We start from the raw sequence: 20,499 nt of genomic DNA on the forward strand, positions 1-20,499 counted from the left end.
AGGTTTTGGCGCTAGATCGAAACTGCTCAGTCCATTTTTGATCAAATTTGGCGCTACGTCAACAGCTAACTATCTGCTACACAAACAATTGCAAAGAATCGAAAACTGGGGATCACTCAGATTCTAGACTCATGCCATGGACAACCCCGTCTCCCAACCGCTAAAATACGCTCTGTAGTGCGCGGGCCTCTCCCCACACCCCGCTTCCATCGAAAGTACCCCTCCCATGAGTTTCAAACCCCTTATCGAGCAGTGGCCCGCCGAGCGCCTCAAGCCCCTTTATCAGGAAGCCACCCAAGCCGACGTTGAGCGCGCCCTCGTCAAAGATGACCTGGACGTCGCCGATCTCGCCGCGCTCCTGTCCCCGGCGGCCAGGAATTTTCTGGAGCCCATGGCCCGCAAGGCCAACCGCCTCACGCGCTGGCACTTCGGCCGCACGATTTCGCTCTACGCACCCATCTACATCTCCAACCTCTGCGCGGCGGATTGCGTCTACTGCGGCTTCTCCGTGCGCTCGGGCAATAAGGAAAAGCGCGTCACCCTGAAGCCGGCAGAAATCCACAAGGAGTGCGCCGCCCTCGCCGCCATGGGCTATGAGAACATTCTCATCCTCACCGGCGAAGCGCCCAAAGCGGTGGACGTGGAATACATCGCCGAGTCCATCGCCATCGCCCGCGAATATTTCAGCGGAGTCTCCGTGGAGATCTACGCCGTGGACGAGCCGGATTACCAGCGTTTCGTCGAGGCCGGCCTCGAAGGCGTCACGCTCTACATGGAGACCTACCACCGGCCTACCTATGAGCAGGTCCACCTCGAAGGCCAGAAATCGATCTACGATTACCGCCTCGACGCCACCGAGCGCGCTGGCAATGCCGGGGTGCGCAAGCTCAGCATCGGCGCGCTCCTCGGCCTCCACCAGTGGCAGGAAGAGTTGCTCTGGGTCGGCCTCCACGCCCGGCACCTGCAAAAGCAGTGCTGGCAGTCGGCCATCTCCATTTCATTCCCCCGCATTCTCCACATGCCCGAGCGCTTTCAGGTGCGCGACTTCGTGAGCGACGCCGATCTCGTCCAGGGCATGCTCGCCATGCGCCTCTTTCTGCCCGAGGTTGGCTTCAATCTTTCTACCCGCGAAGCTCCGTCCTTCCGCGACAAACTCATCCCTCTCGGCGTCACCCACATGAGCGCCGGATCCAGCACGCGCCCCGGCGGCTACGCCACGCGCGGCGTCGAAGTGCTCGAACAATTCGAGATCGAAGACACCCGCCCCCCCGCGGAAGTGATCGAAGTCATCCGCGCCGCGGGCTACGACCCCGTCTGGAAAGACTTCGACCGCGCCTTTGATCACGCCTAGGGACTGACGCACCCACAGTGCCCCATGGAAAGGGGGTGCCCCCTCAGACCCGATCAGCACGGTGTATTAACGTCAGGACGTCGCCGGGTGTGGCTGTCCCGTCGTGCGCGAGGTCAACCCGGTTGCATCGATCGCAACTTCAACAGGCGACACGTCGTCTGCTTGCGTGACGATAGGTATCGTGGTCACCTCCCCCGACAACGGGACAGCCACACCCTGCGACATCACGTTCACGCATTCGAGTAATGGATTGATTGTGGCCAACGAAGGTCTTCAGCTTTACCGTGGGTGCGTCAGTCCCTACGACGCATCATCCACCAGCCGCTTCGGCCCCTGCTCCACGCCCTCCAGTTCCGGGATATCCCCGCCCTTCGCCGCGCCGAGTTCCTTGAACTTCCGCGCACTTACCAGCACCCGGCTTTCGAAGGCGCCCGCCGCCTTGTTGTAGGCGTTGTTAGCACGATCCAGGCCCTTGCGCAGCTCGTGAAAATGCTCCGTCAGCGTGCGGAGACGCTCATAAAGCTGCTGACCCAGTTCGCTGATGGCCTGGGCATTCTCCGCGAGCTGTTCCTGACGCCAGCCAAAGGCCACGGCCTGCAACAGCGCGATCAGCGTCGTGGGTGTCGCGATGATCACCTTGTGCGCCACGCCCCGCTCGATCAAATCGGGCTGCTGCTCCAGCGCCGCGCCGAAGAAGTGTTCGCCGGGCAAAAAGAGCACCACAAACTCCGGCGACTGCTCGAACTGGCTCCAGTAGGCCTTCGCGCCCAACTGCTGCACGTGCGCGGCCACATGGCGCGCGTGCTCCTTCACGCAGAGCGCGCGTCCCGCCTCGTCGGCCATCTCAAGACCGTCCAGATAGGCCTTCAGCGGTACCTTCGCGTCCACCACGATCCGCTTGTTGTTCGGCAGCTTGATCACCATGTCCGGACGTTGCCGCCCCTGCTCCGTGCCCTGGCTTTCCTGCTCCACGAAGTCGCACCACGCCACCATGCCCGCCATCTCCACCACGCGCTTGAGCTGGATCTCGCCCCAGCGTCCCCGCGACTGGGGCGCACGCAGGGCCTTCACCAGATTCGCCGTTTCCGCCTGCAACTGACCGTGGCCCGCCGCCAATACCTTCACCTGCTCCGTCAACTGCGCATAGGCCGAGGCGCGATCTTTTTCCACCGCATTGATCCGCGCGTTGACCTGTTCCAGCGACTCCTTCAGCGGCTTTACCAGATCGCCGATAGCGTTCTGCCGCGTGGTTAAATCGCCCTGGGCTTTCTCCTGAAACTGCGCAAGGTTCTCCCGCGCCAATTGGAGGAACGACTGATTGTTGGTCTTCAACGCTTCCGCCGAGAGCGACGAAAACGCATCACGGAAATGGGACTTCGCCTCTTCCAGCATGGCGAATTTCTCGTCCGCCGCGCGGCGTTCATCGTCCAGCAGCGTGCACAATTCCGAGATGCGCGATTTGTGCGTTGAGTTCTCCTCCCGCAGCATGCGGTATTCCGCTGTGGCATTGGCCAGTTGCGCCTCCAGCTCCGGAACGCGCGTGTTGCGCTCCAGACTCGCCGCCAGCCGCGCCCGGGCCGTCTGCAACGCCTCTTGATACTGCTCCAGCGAGCGCCGCCCCTGTTCCGCGTTGTGCTGCAACTGGCCGAGATACTTCTCCAACTGACGGATGCGTTCTTCCGCCGCGCCCTGCGCCCGATCCTGCTGACCCGACAGCACCGCCTCCCGCGCCTGCGACTGGGCACGCACCAGCAGCCACGCAAAGACACCACCCACCAGCGCGCCACCCGCCACACCCGCAAATAAATGCCACAATTCCATACATCACTCCCGTAACCGATCAACTCCGCGTCATCTTGCGCCATCATAACAATAAACCGATATCGGCTTTGTCTTGAACCACGGAGCCCACGAAGGCACGGAGAAGAGTGGGATAACGAGACACGGTTCTTGAAGAAAAGCATCTATGGATTCGAGCGTTCCACTCTCCATAGTTAACGCTCCGTGCCTCAGTGTGCTCCGTGGTCAAATCTCTTAGCGTCTTCGCGCCTTTGCGTGCAACACATCCCTGTTTCAATTCCGTGAAATTCCGTGCCCTTCCGTGGTTAAAGCCTTTCCATGGTATTCCCCAACCCAAAGATGCTACCCTGCGAAATCACCACACAGGAGCAGGAACCCATGTCCCAACCCACGCGTAGAACCGTCCTGAAGCTCGGCGTCGCGAGCCTTCCCGCCGCCGCATTCCTCGCCCAGCCCAAGGCCCTGGCGGCGCCAACATCGCCTCTTGCAGGCCCGGACGCCATCGAAAAAGCCTCCGTCTGCTTTCGGATCGGACAGCCCATCTGGGCCAACGAAGCACGCTTCAACGAACTCCTCGATCTCTTCGATGCCCATCGCGGCGTGACCGACGAGGTCACCCTTTTCACCTCCGAGACCCATCCGCCCCTGCCGCTTGATGTGATGTTGGCGCGCATGACCGTGCTCCAGGCGCGGATGGTATCGGCCCGCGCGCGGGGCTATCGCTCGGGCGTCAACATTCTCGCGACCATCGGACACCACGAAGAGAATCTGCCCAATTCCCTCCAGGGCGACTTTACCCCGGCCACCGATCCCAACGGCAACGTCTGTCGCGGATCCATCTGCCCCAACGATCCGGCGCTGCATGCGTATGCCGTCAAAGTCTACCAGGCCCTCCCTTCCACACAGCCCGACTACATCTGGATCGACGACGACGTCCGGCTTTTCGGCCATTCTCCCGTTCGGGCCACGTGTTTCTGCGACCGCTGCGTGGGGATATTCTCGAAACAGGTAAGAACGTCCTATACGCGCGACAGCCTCCGCGAAGCCTTCGGCGCGGGCACCTTGGAAGAGCGCCTCCAACTTCGGCGCGCCTTCCTGCAGCACAATCGCGACACGCTGAGCCGGCTGTTTGCCCTCATCGAGGGCACGGTGCACAAGGCCGCGCCGGGCATGCCCCTCGGCTTCATGACCGGCGACCGATTCTACGAAGGCTACGACTTCGACACCTGGGCCGAGGTGCTCGCGGGCCCGAGTCATTCCCCCGTGCTGTGGCGGCCCGGCGGCGGCGCCTATCGCGAAGATCGTCTCGACGACTTCCCCGACAAGGCCCACGCCATGGGACGCCAGGTGGCCCTGCTCCCTCAGCACGTCCGCGTGATCCAATCAGAAGTGGAGAGCTTCCCCTATCAGCGCCTGAAGAAGAGTATCCACACCACGGCCATGGAAGCCGCCGCCTACATCGCAGCAGGCTGCACCGGCACCGCCTTCAACGTGCTATCCATGTACGACGAGCCGCTGGACGAATATGCGCCCTTGGTCGCGGGCTTGAAAGAAGCGCGACCCTTCCTCGATCTACTCGCCGCCCACCAGGGCCGCGTCGCGCCCACGGGCCTGCACAGCGGCTGGGTGAAGGACACCTATGCCGCATCCAACCCCGACGGCCCTTGGCTCGGCGATCCCGGCTCCCCCAACTACTGCAACGAACTCTGGGCCACCGGCCTGCCCGCGGCCTACGCGGCGGAGCACGCCGCCGTCACCGCCCTCTCCGGCGATGGCGTCCTCGCCCTCAGCGCGAACCAGATCGAGTCGGCACTCGCGGGCGGACTCTACATCGACGGACCCGCCCTCACGCGCCTGAACGATCTGGGCTACGGCGAACTCACCGGCTTCGCCGTGGACAAGGTCGAGCACATCGACTGCATCGAAGAGTTGACCAGCCACGTTCTCAACGGCGACTACGCCGGACGCCGCCGCAACGGCCGTCAGTCCTTCTACAAATCCCCCGCCAGCCTGCTGCGCCCAACCGCTGAAGGGACGATCTCCCTCTCCCGCATCGTGGACTATACCTACAACGAAATCGCCCCATGCTGCACGGGGCTCTTCGAGAACAAGCTTGGCGGCCGCATCTGCGTCGCGGGCTACTACCCCTGGGAACAAATGCAGAACCTCAGCAAGTCCTCTCAGCTCAAAGCCGTCATGCAATGGTTATCGAAAGATACCCTCGCCGCCCACATCGCCTCCTTCCACCGCATCAACCTCTGGGTGCGCGAGACCGCGCCCGACCGATTCGCCATCGCCCTCTTAAACGCCTACGGCGATCCCGCCGAGGCCATCGAAATCATCGTGCGCACCCAACAGCCAACACTGACTTTCTACGACAACCACGGCACCCAGAGCGCCGTCGCCGCAAGCGCAACACAATCAGGAGAGTCCCGTTTCACTCTCCCAACCATCGAGCCCTGGGGCATGGCTTTCTTGAGCATATGATAAGGGATATACAACGGGCATAGACGAGTCTTATGTCATTCACGAAAGTCTGCCGAAGGTTAACCCACCTTCGGTAACCATTCCATCTCAAATGGTCATACAGCTTCGGAGCGTGCCTCGCTGCGCGGGATGACGGTACCTCAGAGCGCACCCAAGGCCCTGCCTGTGCTAAAGTATCGCCGTCATGATCACACCCTCCGCCAACACCCCAACCCCTGCGCCGCAATCCGTCGATCTTGCGGAAATCGTGCGCCGTTTCTGGGGTTATGGGAGCCTTCGTCCTCTCCAGGAAAAGGCCATGGAGTCCGTGATTGCGGGGCGGGACTCCCTGGTGGTGCTGCCCACGGGCGGGGGAAAATCCCTGTGTTATCAGGCGCCCGCCCTGGCGCTGGACGGCATGGCGATTGTCATTTCCCCCCTGATTTCATTGATGAAAGACCAGGTGGACGGCTTGCGCGCCGTGGGGGCTGGCGCGGCCTGCATCAACAGCAGCCTCACCGTTCGGGAGCGGCGCGAGACCCATGAACTGATCCAGGCGGGCCAGGTGAAGCTCCTCTATGTCGCCCCCGAGCGCGTGGTGAAGCCTGACTTCATAGAATACTTGAAGCAGTTGAAGGTGTCCTTTGTCGCCATCGACGAGGCCCACTGCATCAGCCAGTGGGGCCATGATTTTCGGCCGGAATACCGCGCGCTGGAAAGCCTGCGCGGGGCCTTTCCCGAGATCGCCTTCCACGGCTACACCGCCACGGCCACGCCCCAGGTGCGTGCCGATGTGTGCGCGTCCCTCAAGTTGAAGAACCCCGAGATCCTCGTGGCCTCGGCCGACCGGCCCAACCTCGTCTATGCCGCCGAACGCCGCACCGATGAAGTCGCCCAGGTCCTCGAAGTCGTCGAGCGCCACAAAGGCGAATCGGGCGTGATCTACTGCATCACGCGCAAGAAGGTGGAGGAGCTGTGCATGCAGCTCAACGCGAAGGGCCACGCCGCCCTGCCCTACCACGCGGGGATGGATGCCGCCACGCGCCAGAAAAACCAGGAGGCCTTCTCCCGCGAGGGTGCAGAGATTATCGTGGCCACCGTCGCCTTCGGCATGGGCATCGACAAGCCCGACGTGCGTTATGTGGTCCACACGGGCATGCCCAAAACCATCGAGCACTACCAGCAGGAGAGTGGACGCGCCGGGCGCGACGGCCTCGAAGCGGAATGCCGCCTCCTCTATTCCGGCACCGACTTCAGCCTCTGGGAATACCTGCTGAAAGACCAGGACGAAGCGTCGAAGAAGATCGCGCGCGCCAAGCTTAACGACATGTACAACTACTGCACGGGCGTCACCTGCCGACACCGCGTGCTCATGGCCTACTTCGGCGAGAAGATCGAGAAGACCCATTGCGGCGCCTGCGATCTCTGCCTGGGCAACGCGGACATGGTGAAAGACGCCCTCGTCATTGCGCAGAAGATCCTGTCCTGCGTCGTGCGCCTTGGGGACGTCGCCGGACCGAGCTACACCACGCTGATCCTCACGGGCAGCCGCGAGGCCCGCGTGCTGGAAAAGGGCCACGACAAACTGAGCACCTGGGGGCTGCTGCAAGAGCACGACGCGAAGAATATCCGCAACTGGATCGAGCAACTCGCCTCCCAGGGTTACCTCCGCAAGGCGGGGGAGTACAGCATCCTCGAAGTAACAACCAAAGGACGCCTGCTCCTGCGCGGCGAAGAGACGCCCCGACTGCTCAAGCCCGCCGAAGGCCCGCGCGCGCGTTCCCGCGAATCCGCCGCCTCCGCCAAGTCCTGGTCCGGCGTGGACAAGGCCCTCTTCGAGGCCCTCCGCGCCCTGCGCCGCGAAATCGCCCAGGAAAGCGGAATTCCGGCTTTTGCCATTTTCGGCGATGCCGCCCTGCGCGACATGGCGCGGCGAAAGCCGGGGAACAAGAGGGAGTTCCTGCAGGTCAGCGGCGTGGGCGAGAAAAAGTGCGCGGACTACGCCGCCCGCTTTCTGCCTGTCATTCAGCAATACACGGGCGAGAAAAAGTCCGCTGCGAAGACCGAGAAAGCCGCCAAGCCGAACAAAGCCCGCGACGAAGCCTTCGCCCTCTACAAACAGGGCTGGGGCATCGCCGAAGTGGCGGAGCACCTCAACCGCTCCAGTTTCCAGGCGACGATGCTGCTCAAGGAATACATCCGCGCCAACGGCATCACCGATCCCACCGAGTGGGTCGATCCCGTGGTCGCGGAGGATATCGCCTATGCCGTGGAAGAGATCGGCAAGCGTCCCATGGAGGATCTATTCGAGCGCCTCAACCGCGAGGTGGATGTCGAGCTGATCAGCGTCGTCATCGCCTGCCTGGAGAACGAGGGCGTGGTGTAACGTCTGAAATTGAAATAACCTCAAAGGACTCAAATAGAACGATAACAGGCTCACTTTTGTGCTCTTTGAGTTCTTTGAGGTCTATCCCCCTCTTTGTTGTCTGGCTGCTGAGCGGTGGGCCTGTGAAAAAGCTAATTTCGAGGACGCGATCCCGATTTCTTATTCGTGTGGGTTCGTGTCCATTCGTGGTTGAGTTTTCTGCCTGACTTCAGACGACTGAAATATTACGGCCTTTCCTTTTTCCGAGAAATTCCGTGCCCTTCCTTGGTCCCGATCTTATTGACCACGGAATGACACGGAAGTTCACGGAAAAGACCGCGTCTTCCAAAACCCGGTTGCGCTTTTGCTGGTCCGTATATTACTGTTTAGCGGTTCAACCTACCCCACAGGAGATTTTCTTCCCATGCAGAAGCAGATAGCAATCTTAACAGCCGCCCTTCTCACCGCCACCTTCACCTTCACCGCCGCCCACGCGGACTTCGACAAGCCCGTCGTTAAGCGCTGGACCAAGATGGAGAAGAACGACAAGGGCGAGATGGAAGAAGTGAAGTACATGACCATCGACGGAATCATGGTTCACGAGACCGACCCGAAGATCGTGCCCCAGCCGCCCATCGTGACGCCCGGCCCCGCGCCGGAGAGCGGTGTCATCACGCCCGCGCCGTCCGATGCCATCGTGCTTTTCGACGGCACGAGCCTGGACAACTGGACGGCGACGGACGGCTCGGCGACGAAGTGGATCCTGAAGGACGGCGTGATGCAGCCCACGGAGGACTCCGGTTACATCCAGTCGAAGCAGCAGTTCGGCTCGTGCCAGTTGCACGTGGAATTCGCCACGCCCGCCGTGCCCGAGGGCGAAGGCCAGGGCCGGGGCAACAGCGGCGTGTTTCTCATGGGCCAGTACGAAGTGCAGGTTCTCGACTCCTACAACAACACGACTTATCCCGATGGCCAGTGCGCCGCGCTCTATGGACGCAATGTGCCGCTGGTGAACGCCTGCCGCAAGCCCGGCGAATGGCAGAGCTACGACATCATCTTCCACCGCCCGATTTTTGAAGGCGACAAGGTTGTGAAGCGCGCCACCTTCACCGTAATTCAAAACGGCGTGCTGGTCCACGACAACATCGAGCTGAGCGGCGGCAACGGGTGGGAAGGCAGCCATTCCATCAGCGAATACGTCGCCCACGGCGACAAGGGCCCCCTCCAGTTCCAGGACCACGGCAACCCGGTGTCCTTCCGCAATGTCTGGGTGCGGGAACTCAGGGACTGACGCGCCCATATACGCCGGGGTGATCGACGTACCCCTAGATTGCAAGTCCTTTTGCGATGGATGGGCGTGATGCCGTTGGGCGTGGCTGTCCCGTCGTCAGCGGGGAAGTCTTCACTTTTCGGCAATACTTCGCGCGGTACATGTTGCCTGTTGCAATGGCGTGCAGAAAGAGCGGGGTCTACTTCCCGCGCGACGGGACAGCCACGCCCGGCGACGTATCATGCTCGCGTTGCCGAGCGTGTCTGGTTCCGGGGCCACTGGATCTGCCTGGTATCGTTGGGCGCGTCAGTCCCCTGGTCACTCCAGTGCCTTCAGCACTTCGGCCGCCTTCGCCTCATACAGCGCCTGCCACTCGGGGGCCAGCAGGCACTCCACGGCTTCATAGCCACCCATGGCGTATTCCGAGGCCGGCGGGCCGTAGTGGATGTAGCCGTTGCTGTAGGCGGAAATGAACGTGTGCTCGAAGGGCGACGCGCCCTTCACATTCAGCCCCACCGTCGTGAGCATTTCCGTGGGCGAGCTCACCAGCACGAAGTCGCCGATGCGCAGGCCCATGACTTCCGTGGCCACGGTGGTCTCGCCCGAGTCCGCGTTGATCTTCTGGTGCCGCCGCAGCGTGGCGATGTCGTCCTGGATCCGGGTCAGTTCTTCCATCGTGCGGATGTTCTTCATGTACTTCGCGAGGTAATCCCGATTCTGCTGGTCGATCATGCCGAATTCGTTCTCGCCGATGGACGCAGACTGCAGGTAGCGGTAGGAATAGTCCAGGGGATGCTCCGGGTCCATCAGGTGCTTCATGTACAGCGGCACGAAGGTCTTGAAGTTCAGGCTCATGCCCCGGAGGGAAGCGAGCAACTGAGTCTCTTCCTCCTTAAACGCCGCGATGCGCTCTTCGAAGTCGGCCTTGCGCGGCAGGGGCAGCGCTTCGTTGACGACCTTCAGGTTGGCGGGCTTTGTTTCGACCGCCCGCACGGCCTTCAGCGTGCTCAGCCCGAGGATGCGCCCTTCCGGCGCCGAGTCCCGCGCGCGGTTCACGTCCTTGTAGAGAATCGGCGTGATATCGCCGCCCGCGCCCTGAATGAATATCGCCATGGCGCCGGGCAGGTTGTCTTCGATCACCTCCGAGGCAAAGCCGGGGTAGTCCGAAGTCACGCCGCCCTCCGGCACGGTGACATAAGGGTGGCACGCGAAGTTGTAGAGTACGGCCAGGGTCGAGCCGTCGGCGCGATCGAGCCGCAGCACGCCGATCTCCGGATCCACCGGCCCCACGCTCTCCACCACGTCGTCCGGCGGAGAAGGATTGCTGTGGCGGATGGTCCAGCCCGTGCCATCTTTCAGGCGGAGCGTGCGGTTCATGGAGATGCGCTTTTCCTCGCCCGCTCCCGCACCCGCGGTGACGGGTTCCAAGGCGTCGTGGGCCCGCTTAACGGCGTCAAAAGCCCGGGCCACCTGCTCCTCGTGGGAGCACAGGAAATTAAGGGGCGGATGGTTGTGAGAGGCGTTCACCAGCACGTGGAGCGGTGGGATGCCCAGCTCCGCTTCAAGCCTGGCGCGCAGCTCCGGAAGGAAGGCGTCGGTGACTTCGCCAATGCCGCCGATGGCCGTGACGTCCATCGCGATGATCGCAACCTTCGTATCGCCCTGCGCGAGCACGAGGGCCTTGGCGTATACGGGGTCGTTGATTCGGAGGCCCGCCTCCACGCGGGAGATATCGCTCTTCGCCGCGCCCGCCCGCAGCGGCGCGGTGGGCTGGGCGAGGGCGGGGCGCGCCGTAAGCGTGGAAAGAAGGAGCAGTGCGAGACTGAAATAACGCAGGCGCATGGGGAGATTCCTGTCTGGAAATAGGGCAGCCAATAGACCATTCACTGCGTTGAGTCTACTGGCCGACGGCGGACAGGGTCAAACCCTGCGAAGGGTCTGCGGCGCGGTGCAATCCGGGGGCAGGGCCCGGCGCGGGGGCCATCCGTGTATCAAATCGGGACGCGTTCGGGCGAGTGTCAGTCTCAAAATCCTGCTAAACGAGGATTAGGCAGATTCCATGCAACACAGTATTCGAGAACGGAATAAAAGTCCTTGACATTTTCCCTCGACAGGTATAGATTCGAATTCAGCGGCACATGTCGCGGCAGTATCAGAAGAATATCGGGCTCATAACATCAAGGAAGAGGGCTTCCGCCATGTTCCTGTTCGTACGCCATCATGTCATACTCCGTAGCGCCTTCGTCTTCACGTGCCTTATTCCCTCATTTGACCATGCTCATATTGCCATCCAGCCTATCTGTATGCTGGGATGTAACTAGAGAAGGTATTCAGATTGATAGTATGACGGCAGTTTACACAATAGTGAACTTCGAGCGGGTTGAGATTAGGGAATGAAAAACGACAATGTCTTAGTTTGGGAGAAAAACGATGTCACGATTCAACACTCTACTTCTTTCCTTAATCTTCTCCCCCTGCGTTACCTTTTTCTCCCCCGCATTTGCTCAGGTCCCGGCAATCACTGAAGAGCAGGACGCACTCCTCAAGACCCTCATCACGCAAAACGAGGCAACCGTCCGGAAGATCGAGTCGAGCCCGCTTTATGTAGATTTCTCCTGGCACACAACCCAAACCATGGAACTCGTTTCCGTGGGCGTTGGGAAAGCGCTTTCCGGTGCCATGGTGACCGATGGAAGATCAAAGTATTGGAAACACAACGGTCTCTTTCGACAAGACCAGAGAATGAAGCATACGTGGACGGATACCGGCGAAATACGCGAGCGAAACACGATTACCGTCCTAAATGATACGTACTGCGCGCTCTATATCGAGGATGGTCGACAGCTCCAGCTCTATCGAATCGACGATCGGGCCAATCTGTATCCGGCGTTGAACCAAGTGCTCGAAACGTGTCCTGTCCCGGATATTTTCGAATTCGGAATGCGATACAGCACCACTCGCAGTCTCAGGAAAGCTTTTGAGTTCGAGATGCTCCATGAGCCGCCAGCCTTCCAATGGACCCCACTCGAATCTTCCGCCGCCGGGCGGTCACAATACACGATTAAGAGCGACTATATAACGGAGGGGTTTGCAAGACCATGCTCGGTAACGGTACTAGATCCTCAATGCGGTTTTCTTGTATCGGAATCTTCTACATTCAATGAAAAGGGCGAAGCATTTTATATTGTCAAGACGCAGTTTCAGGACTTGGGTGATGGAGTCTGGTTCCCGAAATCCGCCACACGTAGTATTTCAGAGCGAGACGAAAAAATGTCGCTGCAAGTCAATGAAGTGCACGTGGGAAACCTGAAGGTCGACGAAGAGTTTACGCTGGAGGCCATGGGTTTCGACAAAGAGAAGGCGATTATGTATGAGTACTCGAGTAGAGGAAGACAACGAACTGTAAAAGGTTTTTGGGAAGGGCAATGGGTGCCGTGGGAGATTCTCCCAAAGGAAAGGAGGGAGGCAATTTCTGAAGCGCAACATGAAGTCGAGAGTAATGTGTCGGGTATGAAGAAACCAACCCTAAAGGAGATTGAACCATGAACACTAGAAAATGGATGTGTGTCGCGGGGGACAGTCGTTAGAACTCTGGATTTTCCATGGCCAGCAGGCGCAGATTTTAGAATTGAGGACATCCGTTACGACAAAGAAATTGGTGAGGCCGATCTCCAAAACTATTCAATGGAAAGAATGAGCACAGTAAGTCTTAAACCCGCCTCAACTTTGGGGTATGGGACTTTTACCTCTACAGTAGAAATAGTCACAAATGATCGTGAGCAGTTGATCTATACACTGCCTGTTAAGGGATATGTTGAATGTCCCATCGAAATCGTCAGTGATAGACTGGCTGCAGGGCTGATCGAGCGCAATAAGAAAACGATGGTTACTGCAGAGTTCAGGTCACCTTACGGTAATCCGATCAGTGTGTCCAAGGTTGAATACTTGAAGGGGACCGCAAGTAGTTGGCGTTTGCTGGAAGAGAGGAATGGCATCTACCCATTGGAGTTTGAGCTTGTTCCTCCTGACGATCCGAAGAGTAAGGTGTCTATTGCTTTGTTGCGAGTCGAGGTATCTGCCGGTACCTACAAGAGAACATTCGAGATAGAAGCGATGGGCATCATCAACTGACCAGGAGCCCGTGGAGTTGATCGTCCGAAGTGAAGAATCACGACGCGCGAGTTCTACCAGGATTCTCGTATGAGCAGAGTCAGGACTTTGCTGTTTGTGTGTATCGCTGCAATCGTGATCGCTGTCGTGTTCGCCCTTTCGTCGCGTCGCAATCTGTCACCGGTTCAGAGCACTTCCCAGTTGGATGGGTACCAGGTGAGGACGCCGCTGGCACCGACTGTACCGCCGGTGCCCGAGGCCCAGCGGGCCATGTCTTCCAGGCCGATTTCCGCGAATTCCAATCCATGTACGCTTCGAGGCAGAGCCTACCATAGTGATGGGACACCAGGTGCGGGAGTTGGTGTTAGTGTCCGCTTGGTCTCCGAGGAAGTGTTCGGTACGACCCACGGTGCGGATGGTGGCGACGCGCTGATCCAGCCGAACGAACAGGGTGAATTCACCATCGAGAACCTGCCTTACGGCCGCTATGCGGTGGAGGCCGAGGCGGAAGGCCAAATTGCCTGGGCGACCTGCTCCCTCACCCGCGAGACTCCGGTGGCGGACGTTCTGCTCGTCCTTCACGATCCCACCGGGATTGCAGGGCGCGTAGTAGATGCTACCGGCACAGGCTTGGCTGCTGCGGTGGTGTACCCGCTGCGTCATGACGGAATCGCACTACGGCGCGAGGAAATACAAAGCAACGGGGTGGTGACAGACGGACAGGGAAAGTTTTCATTGCTCCACTTGGAGGAGGGAGACTGGGTGCTTCAGGCGGCGGCGCAGGGTTTCGCCGCGACCACTTCTGCTACATTCCCATCCGGTACGCGAGAGGCCCTGATCCAACTGGACGCGGGGGTTTCCGTGTCTGGGCGGATCGTGGAGCGGTCTGCACCTGCAATGGATGTAAGGCTGACGCTGGCGACTGCCGGGAGCAATGCACCCGAAGTGGCGGCGCGCTCGGATGAAGAAGGTGTCTTCACCTTCGAAACAGTAGGGCCGGGGAATTACGAATTGCGCGGGGAAAAGGCGGGCCGAATTGTAAAGGATGCCCCCGTCCGAATCTCTGTTGCCGACAAAGCGCAGGAGGGCCTGGTGCTCGAACTGGTGCAGGGCGGAACGCTCCATGGGCATGTGATCGATCAGGACAGCGGTAGCGGAGTTCCCGAGGTTATCGTAAAGGCCCTTCTGGAGGATGGGAGCAGACTCAGCCACCTGTCGGAAGCGTCGGATGGCGAGGGACGCTTTGCGGTCATGGGACTGAATCCGGGTACGTATCAGGTATATCCCAAGGAAGCCCCGGGATATTCTCGTTCCGGCCGTGGTTTGAATCCGCTGATGGTTACGGTCATGCCCGGCGAGAACATTGAGGGGGTAACCATTCTGCTGGGGCGCGGCATTGTGGTGTCGGGCCATGTCGTTGATACCGGAGGCAATCCGGTTGAGGGGGCCTTTGTTCACGGGAGGCAAGCGGGATGGCAGGATCAGCAGACCACGGGGAAGGATGGCGCGTTTACGCTGGCACGCTTGAATGGCGGCGAGACGATCAAGGTTCTGGCCAGTACCACAAGCGCACGTTCTCCCGAATACACCCTCGACATTCCGCCCGAGGGATTGTCGGAGGTGGAGCTGGTTTTGGAAATCCCGTGCGAAGGACTGATTGCGGGTGTCGTGGTGGACAGTCGAAGCCAACCTTTCCGCGGCCAGCTTTCTCTCTCATTAGCGGATGAAGGCAGTTACCACACGACGAACCGCACAGCGACCGATGCCAAGGGCCGCTTCCTCTTTCCAAATGTGGCGGCAGGCAGCTATCGGATCGGCGCCCTGCCCGAGCAGGGTACTGGACAATCCATTTTCGAGATTCACATGAAGGAGGGCCAGCAGATCCGCGATTTGCGGCTGGTTTTCCAGCAGGAAGATTTCCTGGAGATCGCAGGACGTGTGGTTGACGACGGAGGTTCGCCGCGAGCCGCCAATCTCCGTCTGGATCAACAAGACGGTCTGAATACCTCCTCACAATCCATGGGCCAGACGGCGGTCGACGGCACCTTCCGCTTCAAGGGGCTGTCCGAGGGCACCTATGCCATCACCGCATCCGCAACTGGCTATTCCGATGCTGTCGTACGCGATATTCAGGCAGGGGCCAGAGACGTCAACATCGTACTTTCCAGTCGATTGAGCATCCGCGGCTATGTAGTCACAAAGAAGAATGTTCCCATCACGGATTTTGAAGTCGTGGTTGTTCAATCAGGTGTTGATGTCGATTCTTTGGGTCTCTTCGTTGTGCCCTTTAAGTACTTCTCGAATTCCGAAGGGGCCTATAGTCTCGCCGTGGACGAAGGAGACTACGATGTGGTCGCGCGGGCATCGGGCTACGCCATGGGCCGGGCCACGGTGGGTCGGGTAGCGCCCGGCTACGAAGCCGATGATGTGATCATCGTGCTGGAGAAAAGATCACCCATTCTAGGGCGCGTGATCGATGGGGAGGGTCGTCCTGTCCCGGGCACAGCCATTTTTCTGGGGGCCCTTCCAGACGGGGCTGAGCGGCTCACCGGATATGCCGCGATGGTCACGGATTCGGAAGGGCAGTTCGAACTGTGGGCACCGGAAGCGGACCGTGTCGTGCATTTGAGCGCTTTCCATCGTGCGGCGGGCATCGGCGAGTTCGTAGGAAGCATTGACTCCGACGGCATCGTCGAAATCGCGCTGATCCAGAGCGGTACTTCGCGCGAACCCGAAACCGTGGAAGCGGAGTAAAAAAAACGTCGCGAACAACGCGGAGGTCTTGCCGCGACATTTCTTTCACGGGTACGGTCCTCCTGCCGCGGATCTTCGACCCCGATTCACCGACCACCTCACCCGCAATACTGACGACACGAGCCCGCCGGCCGCAGTCCCCATCCTCGGTGCCATCTCAACGTCCATTTTCCACCGCACAGCACCCTAGCCCCATATCCGCCAATCCCTTCCCCGCGCGCCACGTCAACGTCCGATCCCAATCTATAGGGAGGTACATCAATTCCTCCCCACAACCGGACTCATTTTCAGGGAGGGAAAACCCCATGCAGATGCCCCGACGCTACGACCCCACCAAGGGCGCCAAGTTCCACGTTTCCATCGCGACGTCCGTGCGCCGGAGTACGATGTCGAGGGGATCGCGGTCTGTTTCCAGGATTAGGACGATCGGTTGATCGCCGTCGCTAACGAGGCGGCAGAAGGCATAGGCCACTGCCGGGGCTTCCGAGGCGATTTCGAAGATTCGGTTGAAATTCAGCAGGCCGGAGGCTTCACTGAATACGCCCCGCCACGCGATCTCCCCTCCCGAGTCCAGGGCGATGTTGTCGCCTTCGGCGGGATTGGCGCCGCTTTCACCGCCGGCTTTTTCCAGATAGTCCTTGTAGAAGCCCACGCACTGCTTGCCGTGAGCCATGATGGGTCCGTTGGGCAGGGGGCCGGCCACGTTCCACAGGGTGATGGAACCGTCGGCGCGGAGGGGCAGGGGCTCCTGGGCGCTGGCCCCGAGAACAAGAGCCAAGGCAATCAGGACGAAGAACAGATTTCTCATTTCGGAACACCTTGTTGTGATCCACTCCTGCGACGATGGATCCTTACTGCAGGGTGGGATGGACGATTTCGCCCCGGAGCTGGGCCGCGCCACCTTCCTTCTCATACACGCCGTAGAATACCGAGCAGGAATCCAGCCACACCGTCAGGCGGTGCAATTCCTCATCCGAAAGTTCCACGCCGTAGTGGCCTTCGGTCAGGAGGGCATAGAGGCGCGAGGCCCTCGCACCGAATTTTCCGGGCGTGGTGCGATGGGGGTTTCCGTACTGCCAGTATCCGAAATCGGGCGCAAGACTATGATAGGAGGCCGTCCATATTTTGGCCCCGTCCGCCACCACTTCGCCATCGAGGCGCGGGGCCTTCTCATTCTCCTGATGACACTTCACGCACTTGCTGTCCAGCACCGGTTGAACCAGGCGCGGGTAGCTGAAGGGATTGGTTCCGTCCACATCCGGTGTGAGGGGCAGGGCCGCGCGCTGAAGAGCAATCGGCTTGTTGTTGGTGATGGCAGGCGCTGCGGACTTCTGCTCGTGGCAGCCGTTGCATGAGAGCCTCTCGCCGGGTTTCAGATAGGTGGAGGAGCGCATGGACTGGACGGCGAGGCCGTTTTCGTCGAGCGCTTGAAAGAAGAGTTCCACATTGGGCGGCACGATGAAATGAGCGCTTCCGTCGGCCTCCACAGGCGTGGTGCCGAGAACATAACGCGCGAGGATGACGGAGTCCGCGCCTTCCTCTCCGGGCAGTCGCATGCCGATTTCGTGGGGTGGTTCGCCCGAAGGCACCGACATGGGGATGATCTGGTAGACGCGCAGCGCGGCGATTTTCGCTCCCTCAGGCCAGGGGGTCTGGCTTTCATAGACATTGACGAGCGCCACCGTGGCCTGCGCGGTGGGGTCGTCGGGGAGGGGCGAGGGGATTACGGGCGGTGTAACGCGGGCCCGCATGGGGATGGGGTTCTGGCAGGAGATTTCCGGATCGCGGTAGAGGAGTTCGCGGTTCCCGAAGGCGTCCACGAGGTAGATGCCGTAGTTGCCCACGAGATCCTCGTTGCCCTGCCGCCCCTGCTCCGGCTTCATGCGCCCGTCATAGGCGCAGAGGAAGTAGTTCTCGCTCAGAGGCCACGGCGTGCCGTAGACCTGGGCCCCGCCCTGCGATTCCGGGAAGTCCACCTCGGGCGTCACCCGTTTTACCGGGGCCATACCGTCGTCGTCCTTTACCCGGGGATCCACCAGAATGATCGAACCGAAGGCCTGGCCGTGATGGGGCGCCGCTGTAGCCGCATATTTGTGGGAGCCGGGAACAGCGCGGATGTCCAGTTCCATATCGGCCCGCGATTTGCGCGGACTGAAGTTGCCATGGACGGCCCGGGAATCGCGTCCGTCCGGCGTGGTGATCCAGGGGTGGTGGGCGACGCAGCCATGGCGGTCGACATAGTCCCAGCGCGTGTAGATAAGCTTGCCATCGTGGGTGACGCTGGGATTCCACTCGTTGGTCTCGTGGGGACTGAGGCAGCGCATGTCCGCACCATCCGGGGCCATGTCGTAGAGCGTGTAAGTGGGGCAGACCCGCCCGCAGCGGAGGTAGCCGCCCCGGCGTTCGGAAATAAACGCGACCCGGCCATCCGGCATCCAGCAGGGATCAAAGTCGTTCCAGGTGCCGTCGGTTAGTTGGGAGAGCCCGGAGCCGTCGGTATTGACCTTGAATAGGTGGAAGCTCCGGCCCTGACTCCAGTGGCCCCGGGTCGCGTCGGTGTGAAACTGGTGGGCGGTATCTTCGGTGCACTCCGTGTACGCGAAGAGAATCTGCTGACCATCCCAGGAGAGATCGGGGGAGAGAAAGGAGCCTCCCGCAAGCGACTGACCCGCCAGCCTTCCGCTTTCTACGACGGAGGCGCTGAGGATATCGGTCGCGGCGGACGTATTATCAAAGGGCGCGGCCAGTTTGAAGAGTCCGCCGCCGGGTCGGGCATTGACGCCATAGTACTGGTCGCACATGTGATTGAAAGTCGCGCGGTGGCGCTTCAGGAAGAGCAGGTTGTCAAAATCGAGGAGGGGGTTCGAGAAGGCAATTGTCCGGCGAAGTTGACAGGCCTCGTAATACAGGGCGCGCCGCGCCTCCAGAGACTCAACCGGGACGCTGGCAGCGCGCAGCACCAGTGCATCAAGCCTGTCCTTGAGCGCGGGCAGTTCGGGTGTGGGGTTCGCAATGAGATCCGACAGCAGGGCGTCCGTGCGCCGGAGTACGATGTCGAGGGGATCGCGGTCTGTCGCCTGGATGAGGGCCGCCGTATGGAGCACCTGAGGTCCCAGCGCGGCAATGGCCTCGCGGCGCCCCAGGTTCTGAAGGAGCAATTCATACTGGAGGTCCGCCTCCGCGATTGGAGGATCCTCGGCCGTGGCCGGAGCGCCCGTGAAAGACGAGATTACCAGCAGCAGGCCCATACAGGCCAACGTCGGGCGCAGGGGGGATCGCGAATAGCGTTTCAAGGCTGGAACTCCTTATTCACCGCCCTGTGTGCCCGCGCGGGAAGCCGCAGGGCGTTGGGCGTGATCGTGTTCAGTCGATCAATGCAATACCTCCCCGGCGGTCGGGTCGCCGGGCACGTCGAGAATCTGGACGCTGGAGATGGTCTTCATCGTCTTGTGGTCCTGGAAGGTCCACACCACTTTCTTGTCCGGAGTGACTTCGATGAGGTGGGGCGCTTTCCCGAACTGGTTGTGGCCGACCCAGTTCGACAGGACGGTGTTGCCATTGGGCAGGCGGTGGATACCGGCGATGAACTTGAGGGAAATGCCGGGAAGCTCGTCATGCTCCACTTTCCAGACGACCTTGCCGTCCGGGTCCACTTCCATGGCCATGGCGGCCTGGTGCATGTCGCCGCAACTGATCAGGGTGTTGCCGTTGGGCAGGCGGATGGCGGTGTGGGGGCCGCCGGGGGCGGGAATTTCCCGAAGCACCTTGCCGTCCGGCCCATACTCCCGCACGATCTCTTCACCGGAATGGGCAACGAGAAAGTTGCCGTTCGCCAGCTTGCGCGCATTACGCATGTAGACGTGTCCGCCGTCCGTGCCCTCGGGCAGGAGGCGCAACTCGCTCACGACTTTCCCTGCGGGATCCACTTCGAGCAATCGCCCGGTGTTGCATTCGCCGATGAAGGTGTTGCCATTGGCCAGGCGCTGGCAGGCGTAGATCTCGGCCTGGGCGCTGTAGCGGAAGACCACTTCTTTGGCCTGATTCACTTCAGTCACGCCGGTGCCGGTGTTGAAGAGCAGGTTGCCGTTGGGCAGCATCCAGATCTCATCGCAGGCACCGCCGGTATCGTACTCCCATTCCACCGCGCCATCCGCATTGACCACGAAGACTTTGCTGCCGCTGTAGTCGGCAGCGGCAAAGCGATGACCTTTACCGGTCTGAATGGACTCGGAAGCGGCGCTTTCCTGGGCTGGGGCTTGGCCCGTCAAGAAAACGAACAGGGCCAGGGCCCCAGTCAATGAAGGTAGTACACGACGCATTTGATCATTCTCCCGCCTGAACGTTGAACCGCAAATTTACGCAAATCCGCGCAAATTTTTATGG

Annotated in this window: 12 protein-coding genes; 7 read left to right on the forward strand and 5 right to left on the reverse strand. The window is 60.5% G+C overall.

The features are described from left to right. The first annotated feature begins 226 nt into the window (after positions 1-226). Entirely contained in the window at positions 227-1,351 is a 1,125-nt protein-coding gene (gene thiH, locus JNK74_22595) for a 2-iminoacetate synthase ThiH (protein ID MBL7648976.1), read from the forward strand. Positions 1,352-1,651: 300 nt separating this feature from the next. Here thiH and rmuC read toward each other — a convergent pair whose 3' ends face one another. After that, entirely contained in the window at positions 1,652-3,172 is a 1,521-nt protein-coding gene (gene rmuC / locus JNK74_22600) for a DNA recombination protein RmuC (protein MBL7648977.1), read from the reverse strand. Positions 3,173-3,529: 357 nt separating this feature from the next. Here rmuC and JNK74_22605 point away from each other — a divergent pair, with 357 nt between their 5' ends. From JNK74_22605 to JNK74_22615, 3 genes are all read left to right on the forward strand, one after another. Continuing rightward, the gene (locus tag JNK74_22605) at positions 3,530-5,638 is read left to right on the forward strand and encodes a hypothetical protein (GenBank protein ID MBL7648978.1); all 2,109 of its coding nucleotides are present in this window, start codon (positions 3,530-3,532) and stop codon (positions 5,636-5,638) included. Between the two features lie 184 nt (positions 5,639-5,822). Continuing rightward, the gene (gene recQ / locus JNK74_22610; protein ID MBL7648979.1) at positions 5,823-8,003 is read left to right on the forward strand and encodes a DNA helicase RecQ; all 2,181 of its coding nucleotides are present in this window, start codon (positions 5,823-5,825) and stop codon (positions 8,001-8,003) included. Positions 8,004-8,406: 403 nt separating this feature from the next. Further along, entirely contained in the window at positions 8,407-9,273 is an 867-nt protein-coding gene (locus JNK74_22615; GenBank protein ID MBL7648980.1) for a DUF1080 domain-containing protein, read from the forward strand. A 297-nt stretch (positions 9,274-9,570) separates the two neighbouring features. On the opposite strand, the gene JNK74_22620 is transcribed toward JNK74_22615, so the two are convergent. Beyond that, complete coding sequence (locus tag JNK74_22620) at positions 9,571-11,094, reverse strand: hypothetical protein (protein ID MBL7648981.1); 1,524 nt, start codon at positions 11,092-11,094, stop codon at positions 9,571-9,573. A gap of 588 nt (positions 11,095-11,682) precedes the next feature. On the opposite strand from JNK74_22620, the gene JNK74_22625 reads away from it, so the two are divergent. From JNK74_22625 to JNK74_22635, 3 genes are all read left to right on the forward strand, one after another. Next, the gene (locus JNK74_22625; GenBank protein ID MBL7648982.1) at positions 11,683-12,798 is read left to right on the forward strand and encodes a hypothetical protein; all 1,116 of its coding nucleotides are present in this window, start codon (positions 11,683-11,685) and stop codon (positions 12,796-12,798) included. A gap of 18 nt (positions 12,799-12,816) precedes the next feature. Then, a complete protein-coding gene (locus JNK74_22630; GenBank protein ID MBL7648983.1) occupies positions 12,817-13,383 on the forward strand; it encodes a hypothetical protein in 567 nt (188 codons plus the stop codon). Positions 13,384-13,737: 354 nt separating this feature from the next. After that, complete coding sequence (locus JNK74_22635; GenBank protein MBL7648984.1) at positions 13,738-16,116, forward strand: carboxypeptidase regulatory-like domain-containing protein; 2,379 nt, start codon at positions 13,738-13,740, stop codon at positions 16,114-16,116. Positions 16,117-16,438: 322 nt separating this feature from the next. On the opposite strand, the gene JNK74_22640 is transcribed toward JNK74_22635, so the two are convergent. The 3 genes from JNK74_22640 to JNK74_22650 all read right to left on the reverse strand — a co-directional run bounded on the left by JNK74_22640 (position 16,439) and on the right by JNK74_22650 (position 20,435). Beyond that, positions 16,439-16,924, reverse strand: coding sequence for a hypothetical protein (locus tag JNK74_22640; GenBank protein MBL7648985.1), 486 nt, complete (start codon positions 16,922-16,924; stop codon positions 16,439-16,441). A 43-nt stretch (positions 16,925-16,967) separates the two neighbouring features. Next, a complete protein-coding gene (locus JNK74_22645) occupies positions 16,968-19,409 on the reverse strand; it encodes a PD40 domain-containing protein (GenBank protein ID MBL7648986.1) in 2,442 nt (813 codons plus the stop codon). Between the two features lie 78 nt (positions 19,410-19,487). After that, positions 19,488-20,435, reverse strand: a complete 948-nt coding sequence (locus tag JNK74_22650) for a hypothetical protein (GenBank protein ID MBL7648987.1) — start codon at positions 20,433-20,435, stop codon at positions 19,488-19,490. Between the last annotated feature and the right edge of the window lie 64 nt (positions 20,436-20,499).

Source organism: Candidatus Hydrogenedentota bacterium (genome assembly GCA_016791475.1).
GTDB lineage: Bacteria > Hydrogenedentota > Hydrogenedentia > Hydrogenedentales > JAEUWI01 > JAEUWI01.